General features: G+C 65.4%; 8 protein-coding genes. 7 read left to right on the top strand and 1 reads right to left on the bottom strand.

Annotated elements, in window-relative coordinates:
* Positions 1-53: 53 nt before the first annotated feature.
* Positions 54-1,628 carry a sigma-54-dependent Fis family transcriptional regulator gene (locus tag N536_RS0109860; protein WP_304413321.1) on the bottom strand — a complete coding sequence of 525 codons (1,575 nt, stop codon included), beginning with the start codon at positions 1,626-1,628 and terminating at the stop codon, positions 54-56.
* Positions 1,629-2,202: 574 nt separating this feature from the next.
* Between N536_RS0109860 and N536_RS0109855 the strand changes: the two genes are divergently transcribed.
* From N536_RS0109855 to trxA, 7 genes are all read left to right on the top strand, one after another.
* Positions 2,203-4,995: a LuxR family transcriptional regulator gene (locus N536_RS0109855; protein WP_029113458.1), complete on the top strand. Its 2,793-nt coding sequence runs from the start codon at positions 2,203-2,205 to the stop codon at positions 4,993-4,995.
* A gap of 85 nt (positions 4,996-5,080) precedes the next feature.
* Positions 5,081-7,891, top strand: coding sequence for a LuxR family transcriptional regulator (locus N536_RS0109850; protein WP_029113457.1), 2,811 nt, complete (start codon positions 5,081-5,083; stop codon positions 7,889-7,891).
* A 427-nt stretch (positions 7,892-8,318) separates the two neighbouring features.
* Positions 8,319-10,880: a LuxR C-terminal-related transcriptional regulator gene (locus N536_RS0109840; RefSeq protein WP_231514469.1), complete on the top strand. Its 2,562-nt coding sequence runs from the start codon at positions 8,319-8,321 to the stop codon at positions 10,878-10,880.
* Positions 10,881-11,342: 462 nt separating this feature from the next.
* Entirely contained in the window at positions 11,343-11,570 is a 228-nt protein-coding gene (locus tag N536_RS42925) for a hypothetical protein (protein WP_231514468.1), read from the top strand.
* Between the two features lie 216 nt (positions 11,571-11,786).
* On the top strand, positions 11,787-12,119 hold the full coding sequence (locus N536_RS37935) for a hypothetical protein (RefSeq protein WP_064751530.1): 333 nt from the start codon (positions 11,787-11,789) through the stop codon (positions 12,117-12,119).
* A complete protein-coding gene (locus tag N536_RS0109825) occupies positions 12,116-13,099 on the top strand; it encodes an NAD(P)/FAD-dependent oxidoreductase (RefSeq protein ID WP_029113454.1) in 984 nt (327 codons plus the stop codon). Before N536_RS37935 ends, N536_RS0109825 begins: the two co-directional genes overlap by 4 nt.
* Positions 13,096-13,425 (top strand): thioredoxin, encoded by a 330-nt coding sequence (trxA, locus tag N536_RS0109820; protein WP_029113453.1) that lies wholly within the window; start codon positions 13,096-13,098, stop codon positions 13,423-13,425. The genes N536_RS0109825 and trxA overlap by 4 nt, the downstream gene beginning before the upstream one ends.
* Positions 13,426-13,483: the final 58 nt, after the last annotated feature.

Below are 13,483 nucleotides of genomic sequence, written 5' to 3'. Positions count from 1 at the left end.
GGGATCAGCGGTCATCGCCCGACGAACTAATTCACCCGGGTGATTTTTGGGGGTTAGGCGATGCCATATTCGTTGATCTTGCGGTAGATGGTGGCGCGTGACATTCCCAGGGCGTGTGCCGCCTCTTTCTTGTCCCCGCCGTTGTCTTGCAGACTCCGGACAATCGCGTCGCGCTCCAATGCCTCCATTTGGGTCAGCTTGCGTCGGGTGACGGAGCGGCACTCCGGTGGCAATTTGTCGGAGGTGATGACGCCGGATCGTTGGCGGGCAACGGTTTCAGTCAGAACTCGGCGCAACTGCGAGACGTTGCCGGGCCAGGGCAGTTTGCTGAGTTGGCGCATTGCATCGGGAGCCAGCCCCACATCGGCACCCCGGGTGATCTCGCGCAGTAGGACGGACACGAGTTCGGGGAGGTCGTCAATCCTGTGTCGCAGAGCCGGCACCGTGACGGTGAGAGAAAGCAGTGGCAGCAGTCGCTTGATCGCTCCTGACGGGTGCGCACTACTGCTGGTCGCGGCGATCCATCCTCGCCCAGCGCGCGTGACCAGTATCGAGGTCATCGCGTCGAGTGTGTCCTCGTCGATCTCATCCACGTCGGCGAGCACCAGCGCGAAGTCGTCATCGCCCGATTCGGCTGCCAGCTCGGCGACGAGACGTGCGGCGCTTGGAAACGTCTCGGCGCGCATCACCCGAACGGTTCGCCCCGGGTTCAGGTCCTGCGCGACCGCCTGAGCCAGCCGTGCCCGGCCGGAACCCTTCTCTCCCTCGACCATCACCCAGTCGCGGTCGCGGCAGGATTGGCGCACCTGCTGGCAGCAGCGCAGCCAGGCGCTGTTGCGGCCTGCCAGGCCAGGAATGTAGACGTGCGCCGAGCGGCTCAGTCGAGCAGAGTGCGAGCCGATCCCGTCGGAAAGATCAACGTGGAAGACGACGTTGGTGCGGCCGCGTGATGTCGACCGATCGGCAGTAGTGATCTTGGCGATGCGTCCGCTCGGCAGAACAGCCAGCGCTGTCCCCGACACCGTGCGACTAAGCAGGTCGGAGGCGTGTTCGAGCAGCACGTTCTGCTCGTTGCCATCCAGTGTCAGACGCAGCTGGGAATTCATCAACACCATATCGCCACCGATGGCAAGTACACCGCCGGAAGACCGTCGTGCCTGCTGTAGGTACGCCTCTAGAAGCGCGTTCTCGCGCTCGTGAGCCACTACCCGCATCCGATCCTCGATGTGGCGACTGGCGCTGGTAGCCAATGCGAACAACAGCGGATCGGACTCGTCTGCGAGGCAACTCAGATTGACGGCGCCGATCAACCTGCGCGTCATCGGATCCCGGATCGGCGATCCCGCGCAGGCGAAACCGGTGAACATCCCGACGTAGTGCTCGCCGCCACGGATGTAGGCGGGCCGGCCAGTCTCCAGAGCGGTGCCAATCCCGTTGGTACCCGCCACGTCTTCGGCCAAGCTATAACCCGGTGCGAGGCTAATCGCGTCCAACGCGTTGAGGATGGACACTTCTGCGGCGTGACGTTCAAGCACCACGCCGTTGGTCGATGTCAGGACAACGCTGACAGCTTGCGTAGCCAGGTCTTCGGTGACGCGCTGCAGCACCGGCGCGGCCGCGCGGGCCAACCGCGAACCCCTATTTGGTTCGCGCACGTAGGGCAGCTGGACCCGGTCGGGGTGAACGTGCAGGATCTGGGACCGACGCCAAGAGTCCAGAACACCGGGCCGCAGCGAGTCCTCGTCGACTGGGCGCACCACGTCGGTCGAGCCGACGGTCAGAAACTCTTCCCTGACCCGCTCAATTTCAGTGGTGTGGCCGGCCTGCGACCTCATCCTCCAGCTACCTCGACCTCGGCTCGCCGTCACTTAGCCCCGACCCGTGACCGTCCCTGTAGCTGAGGGCTCAGCGCCCTCGGGCCACAGGCGTCAAACACCTCCCGAGACGCACTCACTGTACGCGCGACGACGGCGTTGCTCAGACGAACCGAGACGTTCGGGGAAGCCGAGCGGGACGACGATGACGGGCGGTTCGGCACGCCCACGGGCATGCCGCTTCGAGACGCCAGTACGCGATTCACAGCAAATAAGGCGGAGGAGCACGCTAACACTGACTGTCAGCGCTAGCGTTGCCGAGAACTGTGGACGACACACCTTGGGGTTCCTTCACCCGCCTACTCCGCGTCGGTGGGCGGCGGTTCGCGTGAACACCACGAGGGCGTCGGGGAAGGCGCGCGTACCGCCGATTCGGGGCCGGACGGGCGAGTTGAAGGTAATCGGCGCGCTGATCTCTGCCGTCGCTCAGGGGCGAGGCGGAGTACTGGTCATCGAGGGACCGCCCGGCATCGGGAAGAGCCGCCTGTTGACCGAGGTCTTGGCGCTCGCCGAGAAGGCCGGTGTTCGGGCACTCTTCGGCGAGGCGTTCGAGTACCAGCAGACGGTGCCGTTTTTCTCGCTGTTCATGGCGACCCTGCGCGCTGATCCCCCTGTCGGTGATGCGGAGGCTTTGCGTCGCTTGGGCACGGCGGGCGATCTCCGCTATTGGGTGGTGCGCGACCTGCAAGCCGCCATACACGCGGCGGCGTCCCGGACACCCTTGGCGATCCTGCTCGAGGACATCCACTGGGCCGATAACGCCACCCTGCTGGCGCTGCGGTCGTTGGCCGCAACGCGGCCCGATGCCCCGGTGCTGTGGGTGCTCACTGCGCGAACCGGCGCTGGGGGACCGGCGGTTCGCGAGACGCTGACCGCCCTGGAACGGGAGGATGCCAGGTTTCTGCGGTTGACGGCCATGACACCGACCGCGGTCGCCGACATCGTGCAAGACGCCGTGCGAGCCAACGCGGATGCGTCACTGCTCAGTCTGGCCGACAAGGCGCACGGCAACCCGTTCCTACTTACGGAGCTGCTGCGCGGACTGGATGAGGAAGGCCGGCTCGATGTGAGCGGCGGCCGCGCGGCCGCCACCGGAGACGCGTTGCCGCGACGGCTCAGCGACACCATGCAGCAGCGACTCGACCAGCTCTCCAACGCTGCGAGCGAAGTCGTGCGTGTAGCCGCGGTGCTGCCTGACCGGTTCTCGGTCCGGCTGCTCGCCGCGATGCTCGAACGCCGACCGGCAACGCTGATATCGGCGGTCAAAGAAGCGGTCCGTGCCGACCTGCTCATCGAAGACGCTGATCAGATGAGGTTTCGTCATGATCTGCTTCGTGAAGCGACTCGGCAATCCCTGCCCCGGTCGCTGCGCCGAGCGATGGAGCGGCAATCGGCAACCGTCATGCTGGACATGGGCGCGGCGCCCGAGGAGGTCGCAACCCAACTCGCTCGCAGCGCCGAGCCCGGAGACATGGAAGCAGTCGACGCGCTGCGCCAGGCCGCTCAATCGTTGGGCCGCAGCGATGCCAGCGCGGCCGCGGACCTGAGCAAGCGCGCACTGGAACTACTGCCCGCCGAGCACCGTGACTACGGATCGTTGGTTGCCGAAACGGTGGAGTGGCTCAACCGGGCCGGCCGCTATGGCGAGGCCGAAGAACTGGCCATCGTGGCGCTCGCGGAGGCGGCCTCTCCCCAAGTCGAGGCCGAGATCCGCCTCCGGCTTCCGACGCATACCAAGCACAGCACGCCCTGGCGGGTAGAGGAGAACCGCCGAGCGCTGCAATTGAGCGGCATCAGCGAGGTCACCCGGACGCGGCATCTGGCATGGCTGGCTTACAACCTCGTACTGCAGGACAAAAGCGGGCAATGGCGCACCGCAGCCGACGAGGCTGCCGCCGCTGCGGCAGCCATCGGTGATCTCGAGGCCACCATCATGGCCGAGGTCACCCACGCTTTGCTCGATTCTGGTGAGGGGTACCCGGCCCGCGCACTAGGCCGCATCGAACGGCTTCGACCACTCGCCTATACGAATGAGACGGCGTTGGCACATGCCTATGCCGCGATGTTCCACGCAAACCTGCTGGCAGTGGTCGGCCGATTGGGCGACGCGACCGCCAGGGCCGCCGAAGGCATGGAGCAAGCCGGCCGGGAAGGCAACGCGTTGGCCCTCGAAACGTGGGCCGTCTATAGCGGATGGGTGCACCTCGCTGCGGGCCGGCTGTCGGCCGCTCGCGACGCTGCTGATTCGCTTCCGCCTCCGCAGCCGACAGGCGCGAGCGAGCAGGACGTACATCGTATGCTGATCCTCGCCGAGGTGGCCGCCCACACCGATGACCGAAACTTGCTGCAGCAGACAGCTATTGATGCACGCGATGCCCACTCCGGTTCGCCGGGCCAACGTCGAGCATCAGCGTATGTGCTGGCGCGGGCAGCGTGGTCTCGCGATGACGTTCACGAGGCAGCGCGCTGGCTTGCCGACATCAGCCTGCTGGGGACACCCCTTTTTCCCCATGCATTGGTTCGGCTGATCTTGGGCGCGCGGGTGGCCTCGGCCGCCGGTGATGCCGGCTTGCGCGCGCGGGTCTTGCAGGCCAGCGAGGTGCTGGAGCGTGAACGGCCTGTGGTGCCGCTGTTGGCGGCGGTGGCCGGATATGCCCGCGGGATACTGGAGCGTGACGCGCAGGCGCTAGTGGCCGCCGCGGCGTTGCTTGGATCGTCTGAGCGGCCGCTTCTCTATGCCGGCGCCGCCGAGGACGCGGGCGCCCAACTCGCGCGCGTCGGCCGCATGGACGAGGCGGTCGACCAACTCAATGCGGCATTCGACGCCTACATCCGACATGAAGCGCTCGCCGATGCCCGCCGCGTCGGCCGCTCGTTGCGCCGATTGGGTGTGGAACGGCGCGTCGTCACGCACCCGCGAGCACGAACGGGCTGGGACAGCCTGACCCATTCAGAACTCACGGTCGTCCATCTCATCGCCGAAGGCGCGACGAACCGCTCTGTCGCACAGCAACTGCACCTCTCGCCTCACACCGTTAAAACGCATCTACGCAATGCCTTCGCCAAGCTCGGCATCACTTCGCGCACCCAATTGACGCAGCTCATGCGCGGCGCTGATTGACCGAGAGCACTCGGGTACGGACGTGCGCGGGCATACAATGACGTGCATTGCAGTGACAATCGGTAAACGGTAGATAGGACACCCGGTGGGTCCTCCAACCGGCCTATTTGATGTCGGCGGCCAACGACTGGGCACGCCGCCGATTCGGGGCCGGGCGGATGAGCTGAAACTGATTGGCGCGCTGGTGACTGCGTTGGGCCAGGGGCGCGGGGGAGCGCTGGTCATCGAGGGCCCACCCGGCATCGGCAAGAGTCGGTTGCTGACCGAGGTGTTGGCGAGCGCCGAAAGGTCCAGGGTGCGCACCCTGTTCGGGGAAGCGTTCGAGTACCAGCAGACGGTGCCGTTCTTCTCGCTGTTCATGGCCACCCTGCACGCTGATCCTCCCGTCGGGGACGCCGAGGCATTGCGCCAGCTCGGCGGCTCGGCGGATCTGCACTACTGGGTCGTGCACGATTTGGGCGACGCGATTGATACGGCGGCCGCCGGAACTCCGCTGGCAATCGTGCTGGAGGACATTCACTGGGCCGACAACGGCACGCTGTTGGCGCTGCGGTCGCTCGCCGCGCGTCCGGATGCGGCGGTGCTGTGGGTGTTGACCGCACGCACCGGGGCAGGCGGGCCTGCAGTGCAGGAGACCTTGTCCCTGCTGCAGCGCGCGAACGCCACCTTCTTGCGGTTGACGGCCATGACGCCGGACGCGGTCGCCGACATGGTCCAAGACGCCGTTCGGGCGAAAGCCGATGCGTCGCTACTGAATCTGGCTGCCAAAGCCCACGGAAATCCATTTCTGGTCAGCGAGATCCTGAGGGGGCTGGGCGAGGAGGACCGGCTCACTGTGAACGGCGGGCGTGCGGTGGCCGCGGGATATGCGCTGCCGTGCCGTCTCGGCGCCAGTATGGAGCAACGACTCGACCTGCTGTCAGAGGATGCATCAGAGGTGGTGCGGGTAGCCGCAGTGCTGCCGGACCGGTTCTCGGCCGGCTTGCTTGCCGCGATGCTGGACCGCCAGCCGGTCACGTTGCTGTCGGCGCTCGAAGAGGCGGTACGCGCGGATCTCTTCGTCGAAGACGGTGACCAGTTGAGATTTCGGCACGACTTGCTGCGGGAGGCCACCCGGCAGTCGTTGCCGCAGTCGCTGCGCCGGGCGATGGAGCGACAATCGGCGTCGGTCATGCTGGGTATCGGCGCCGCGCCGGCCGAGGTGGCCACCCAGCTGGCACGCAGCGCCGAGCCGGGAGACCGCGAGGCCATCGAAGCACTACGGCAAGCTGCCCAATCGGTTGGCCACGGCGACGCGAGTGGGGCTGCGGACCTGAGCAAGCGTGCGTTGGAGCTGTTGCCGGCCGACGACGCTGAGCATGGATCCCTGGTCGGGGAAACGGTGGAGTGGCTCAACAGGGCCGGCCGCCACGTCGAGGCGGAAGAGTTGGCCGTCGTGGCGCTCTCAGAGACCGCGTCGCCCGAGCAGGAGGCCGAAATTCGTCTGCGGCGGGCGGCGCACACCAGGCACAGCACACAACGACGCATTGACGAGAATCGCCGAGCGCTGCAATTGGGCGACATCAGCGAAGTCACCCGGGCACGGCACCTGGCCTGGCTGGCCTACAACCTGATGTACGACCAAGGCGGCGAACAGCGCGCGGCCGCCGACGAGGCTGCCGCCGCCGCGACCGCCACCGGTGATCTCGAAGCCAGCATCCTGACCGATGTCACCCTGGCGCGCCTCGACGGCGGGGACGGGTACGTGGGCAGCGCGCTACGCCGCCTAGAGAAGGCTTGCGCGCTTGCCCGCGCGGGTGATGTGAACACAGATCACTACCTGGCCGCCGCCATGCACTACGCCAACCAGCTGGCGCTGGTCGGCCGGTTGGAGGACGCTGCGGTCCAGATCGCCGACGGAACAGAGCAGGCCCGCCGGGAAGGCAACACGATGCACCTCGGTATGTGGGCGCTCGTTGTCGGGCGTGTCCATCTCGCCGCGGGCCGGTTGTCGGCCGCTCGCGCCGCCGTTGAGTCCCAACCGCCGCCGCAGGCCACCGGGGCGACCGAGGCGGACATGTTGCGCATGATGATTCTGGCCGAGGTGGCGGTGCGCACCGATGACCGAAACCTGTTGCAGCAAATGGAAATTGATGCTCGCGATGCCTACCCCGCAGGCTCATCGTTCGTACGTCGGATGGCAACGCACGTGCTGGCGCGGGCAGCGTGGCAGCGCGACGACATCAATGACGCAATGCGCTGGCTCGGCGGCGACATCACCCTACTCGGGACACCACTTACGCCAGAGGTCTTAGAGCTCGTGATCTTGGGTGCGCGAGTGGCGTCGGCGGCCGGCGACGCCGGCCTGCGCGCACGTGTCTTACAGGCGAACGAGGTGCTGGAGCGTGAGCGGCCAACGGTGCCGCTGCTGGTAGGGGTGGCCGAATATGCCCGCGGGATAATCGGGCGTGACGCTTCAATATTGGTGGCTGCTGCGGACATGCTTCGTGCGTCTTCGCGGCCGCTTCTGTATGCAAGCGCTGCCGAGGACGCCGCTGCCGAACTGGCTCGCGCACAGCGCAACGGCGAGGCGCTCGACCAACTGAACGCGGCATTCGACACCTACATCGCCTGCGAAGCGATTGCCGATGCCCGCCGGGTGGGCCGCGCGCTGCGCCGATTGGGTGTAGAGCGCCGCATCGCCACGCACCCGCGGACGAAAACGGGTTGGGACAGCCTCACCGATTCCGAACTCAAGGTCATCAACCTGATCGCACAGGGCGCGACCAACCGCTCCGTCGCCACCGAGCTGCACCTTTCCCCCCACACGGTGAAGACCCACGTGCACAACGCATTTGCCAAACTGGGAATCACTTCACGCGCCCAATTGGCGCAGCTGACGCAGGACTCCGATTGACCAATCGGTCAATTATCGACGTCACTAGCCATACACCGACCCGCCATTAAAGATCACCCGCTGGGCGATGGTGACGGCGGTGTCTGCCTGCCAACGTTGTCATTGAATTCCGAATCGCCGCGACCGCCGCAGCACAAACCAGACACCGGCGGCACAGAGGATCGGATACAGAGGAATCGAGAAGTCAATGATGAGCACGGTATTGGGAATGTTGATGATGGTGCCGGTCGTGTTCGGCGTCGGTGGGTACGCGTTGGTGTCACGACGGCCATGAGTTCGCGATGGCGACGACGGAGGCCGTCAGCGCGCCGCAGACGTCTCACTTTGAGACGCCGATTCACCTCGTGTTGAGACGCTCGTGATTCGTGTTCGGGGCTGTCATGAGGTGCATGAGTAAAAGCATTGCTGGGCGAAGAGGAGAAATACGGTGAGCGGGCACAGTGGGAGCGCGGCTTACGAGAAAATCGCCGAACCGATGGCGGCAAGCGGGTTCACCAGTTCAAACGGTTACCGCCAGCGGGCGCCTGAAGTAGTCGGGGAGAACACATCTGATTCAATGAAATCTCCGCGATCGCCCCGCGGGCCGAACCCGGGCGAGCCCGTAGCGAGCGGCGGGGAAGGCGAGAAGCCGGCGCCAACCCACGATGCCTCGACACCGAGTGTTCCGGCCCAGACGCTTGGTTCAACTGATTCACGGAGTTCGGACATGCTCGGCTCGGATGGACCTGGCGACAACGGCGTCGCAAGAGGCGCTGAGCGAGCTGTTCTGCTCGCGACCAAACTGCACGTCCCGGCGATCGCGGGCGAGGTCGTTGAGCGCGAGACGCTGCTGGCCGCCCTGTCCGCGGGGCGGCGCCGCAAGTTGACCATGCTGAGTGCGCCGGCGGGCTGGGGCAAGACGACATTACTGGCGCAGTGGGCGATGAGTGCGGGCGACGACCTGCGGTTCGGTTGGCTGTCGCTTGATCGGTCCGACAACGACCCAGTGTGGTTCTGGATGTACGTGGTCGCCGCGCTGCAGGAAGTCAGTCCGGGGGTGGGAACTCGCGCGGTCGAACTCCTGACCATGGGCGCCGACCCCGTGCAGGTCGTCCTGCCTACGTTGCTGAATGATCTGGACATGATCGCCAGCCCAATGGTGCTCATTCTCGATGACTACCACGTGGTGATGAATCGAGCGGTTCACGAGCAGGTGGCGTTCGTCATCGGTCGGATGCCGGCGAACCTTCGGCTGGTTCTGGCGACCCGATCGGATCCGATGTTGCCGTTGGGTCGACTGAGAGCCAGCGGCGATCTCGTCGAGATGCGAAGCGACGATTTACGTTTCGGGGCTACTGACGCGGCCCGCCTGCTGAACGATGTGTTCGGGCTCGACTTGGCTGACGCAGACATTGAACTTTTGCACCGCCGCACCGAAGGGTGGGCCGCAGGCCTGTATCTTGCCGCGCTCTCGCTTACCGGGCGTCCTGATGCCTCCTCGTTCATCAGGACCTTCGCGGGCGACAACCGTCATATCGTCGACTACCTGATGGCCGAGGTCCTCGACAACCAATCACCTGAACTGCGCAGCTTCCTACTGCACACGTCAGTGCTGGCACGGCTCAGCGGCGCGCTGTGCGATGCGATGCTTCAAACGTCTGGCTCGGCCTCGGTCCTGGAGGAGATCGAGCGCGAAAACCTATTCGTGGTCCCACTTGACATGTCGCGTCGCTGGTATCGGTACCACCACCTGTTCGGGGAATTGCTGCGCACCGAACTGCAACGCAGCGAGCCCGATGTCGTGCCGGGCCTGCACCGACGAGCCGCGAACTGGTTCGAGGCCGAGGGCCTTGTCGATGAGGCGGTGCGCCACCTCGTCGCTGCGGGTGACATCGCGGCGAGTGCGGATCTGATCGCCGCGGACTGGGTCAACGAATTCAACAGCGGCGGACTGTCGACGGTCTCCGGCTGGCTCGATCTGCTGCCCGACGAGTCTGTTCGAGAGGATCCGCGGCTGTGCGAAGCTCGCGCATGGATCGCGTTGAATGTTGGCCAGTTCGATGACGCGCACTCGTGGATCGAGGCGTTCGAAGCCGGCTCCGCGGTCGACGTCAACGATCATCGCAGACTCGACGCTCGACTCGTCGCGTTGCGTGAGGTCCACGCATTCAAGACCGGTGACGTTGCTGCGGCGCTCGAGGCGGCTCGTCGAGCGATTACCCTCGACTTCGACGACGCACTGCAAGCGCGGTCTGCGGCCAACTGCATCTATGGAGCAGCGCTGTACTTTTCGGGCAACATCGACGAAGCCCAAGCCATCTTCCGACGGGCCGTGCGGTTGGCCGAGAAGATAGGCGATCGACGCCGCCGTATCTACGCGCTGGGCTATCTCGCTCTGATCGCGGCCGAATCGGGTCACCTCCAAGATGCCGAGCAGCAGATTCGCCGGGCAACGGGCGCTGGTACGGACTCGGCTGGCGGCGGGCAGTTCGTCAATGCGATCGTGCCGCTAGCGGCGGCCACCGTCCTTGAGATGCGTGGTGACAGGACTGCTGCCGCGGACGCGGCTCACCTGGCCGTCAGTTTGGCTCGCAATGGTGCAGGAATCCTCGAAGTCGCCAAGGCGCTGATGGTCAGAGCCAAGATCCTGGGGGACCTCGGTGATTCCGAGATGGCTGCGGTGAGCCAGAATGAGGCTGGCGCGCTGCTTAGAGCTTGTGCGCACACCGGAATAGCGCAAACGATGCTCACCACGGCTCGGCGCAATAAGGCCGTTGCGGCCGCGGTGAGTCCCCGCAACCAGGCAGACATGGTCGCCGAAGAGCTCACGGCCAAAGAACAAGAGGTCCTTCGGCTGCTGGCCACCCGATTGTCGCGCCGTGAAATCGGCCAGCGGCTCTATGTCTCACTGAACACGGTGAAAACTCACCAACGCGCGCTTTACCGCAAACTCGGCGTTGAGAACCGCGCCGCCGCGGTCACTCGAGCCCGCGAGCTCGGGCTGCTCTAGCCCACCAGCGCCGCCCCGCCCGATCCGGGCCCGTCTCACACCCTCGCGGGGATGGAGAGTTCGGAGCAATCACCCGGGTGAACAGGCAGTAAGGGTGATGACCATTCACCCCGCCCGGCGGCAACCTCATCTACAGCAGGCGTTCTGCGAGCTCTGATTACACCGGCACGTTGAAGAACGGCCGCCGCAACGGCGCGGCGACCGCATCCTCATGAAGACGCTGAATAGCAAACGGTCGTCCGCCATGAACCCAGTCTGGGAAGGAAACAGAACATGCGTTCAGACGTCGAGGCGGCATGCCTCGCACCGAATCGAACATCAAACCGCACTCCGCTGATGATTCGTCCGGCTGGTGTTGGTGCCGCCGACGGTCACGCTGCCCCCGCCCCACAGTGTGGGCTCGGGTTCCTCGACAACGGATTCCGTTGCGCTGTAACGGCAGTGGCGTACGTGGAATTTCACATGGTCGGGCACTGTCAACGCTTCGACTGTGACGCGCACGGCAACGCCTGTGGCTACGTGTGCGCCGACCATCTAGACGCGCTGGAGTACACCGCGCAATGCACGACGGCAGAGATGCGGCCCACGGCCCTGTCGCGGTGGCTGTTCAATCGTGTCGCTCAATGCCCGACGTGTGGGAAGACGCTTCTCAGCGCGTCCGACATCCTGCAGGCAGTGGTGGCACTGTGATGCCGGACAGGTGGGCAACTTACGTTCATTCGCGGCCGCGTCGCTACGGCGTTCACTGCGACATCACCTGGCCTGCAACCCATCGCATTGCCATGCCGGCGGACAGCGCGGCCTGACGTGACTGCGACATTGGTTCCAACCTTCAGGGTTAGACCCCCTGGGTCGTCATCGCCGACGCTGACCACGTCTGACTCGTCGATCATCTCGGATGCGAACATGGCGTGGTTGCTTGCCGATGCCGCAGACGCGTGCCTGGCGGGCTATGAGCGCACCATTACATTTGTTGAATTGGGCTCCGGCGAAGATCATCTCGCGATCGATCGAATCCTCAACGCCGTTGTGTCCAGCCGGATCACGTTGCCGGCGGCGGTATTCCACAGGCTGACCCAGTGGCTAGACGGGTACATCGGCAGCCAAGAAGAACCGCGACTTCGCGCAATGCTTGCCGAGATTCGGTGCCGGCAGTTCGAACCGATCCCATTGCGCACGCAATGCGGCGATGTACGGCTCACCGCTACGCCTGCGTGCAGCGTAGGCGTCCCGCTTTGATCGAGGGAGCGGGCCGAATTCGTGACGTCCTCATCATCGGCTCGGGTCCCGCCGGCTACACCGCGGCCATCTACGCCGCGCGGGCAGGACTCGACACCCTGGTCGTCGAGGGCCATGTGCCCGGCGGAAACCTGATGGCCGCGGGGCAGATCGACAATTACCCCGGCCATTCTGCGCCGGTGTGCGGACCCACCCTTGCGCGCGAGATGCGCGCACAAGCACACCGTTTCGGCGCCGAGTTTCACACCGGCGACGTCGACGGGTTCGATGTGGACGGTGAGGTCAAGTCAGTCGCCGTCGACGACGAGCTGCGTCACGCATCCGCCCTGATCCTTGCGATGGGTTCAGTCAACCGGGCCCTCAACGTGCCGGGGGAGCACGAGCTGCAAGGCAATGGAGTCAGCGCCAGCGCCAAACACGATGGTGAGCAGTTCGCCGACCGCGAGGTCGCCGTCATCGGCGGCGGCGACGCTGCCACCGAAGAGGCTCTGTTTCTCGCGCCGCTCGCCCGCCGGGTGACCGTCATCCACAATCGGCCCCGGCTGCGCGCATCCACTGCCATGGTTGCCCGGCTGCGTGCTCAGCCCAATGTCGCTGTCGTCGGCTCCACGAAAGTGCTCGCCGTAAAGGGCCGGCGCCACGTGACAGGGCTGCGGGTACGCGGGTTGCACTCAGCCGCCGAGTACGACATCGACCTCGCCGCGGTGTTCGTGGCCATAGGTCAGACGCCGCGCTCTGAGCTGTTGGTGGGATTGGTCGACGTCGACGCCAGCGGCTATGTCCTGACCCGGGGGCAGGGTACCCACACCCATGTCGATGGCGTTTTCGCCGCCGGCGACCTGATCGACCGCCGGTATCGCCAAGCCGTCACCGCCGCCGCGACCGGCTGCCAAGCCGCGCTGGACGCGCAGCGCTGGCTCGACCAGTCAGACAGTGCCACAACCGATGTCACAATCAGGAAGGACACCATCCCAAAATGACCCAGCCCCATCCGATCACTGTCACCGATGCCTCGTTCACGGCCGACGTCCTGGACAGCGCCACACCCGTACTGGTGGACTTCTGGGCTCAATGGTGCGGTCCCTGCCGCGCGGTGGCGCCAGTGCTCGAACAAATCGCTGCCGAGAATGTCGAACGCCTCACTGTGGCAAAGCTCGACGTCGACGCCAACCCCGTGACGGCTCGGCAGTACCAAGTGGTGTCGATTCCCACCCTGATCGTGTTCAAGGATGGCCAACCGGTCGCCCGGATGGTTGGAGCACGCAGTAAATCCACCCTCCTCGGCGAACTGAGGGACCATCTTTGAACCGCTTCGCAGAAGCGCACAAGGCTTCTCACCCGGGTGAATCACGCAGTGGGCGAGG

The organism is Mycobacterium sp. URHB0044 (genome assembly GCF_000620625.1).
Taxonomy (GTDB): domain Bacteria; phylum Actinomycetota; class Actinomycetes; order Mycobacteriales; family Mycobacteriaceae; genus Mycobacterium.
The sequence above is the reverse complement of the archived record's forward strand: the minus strand, read 5'-3'. Positions and strand labels throughout refer to the sequence as shown.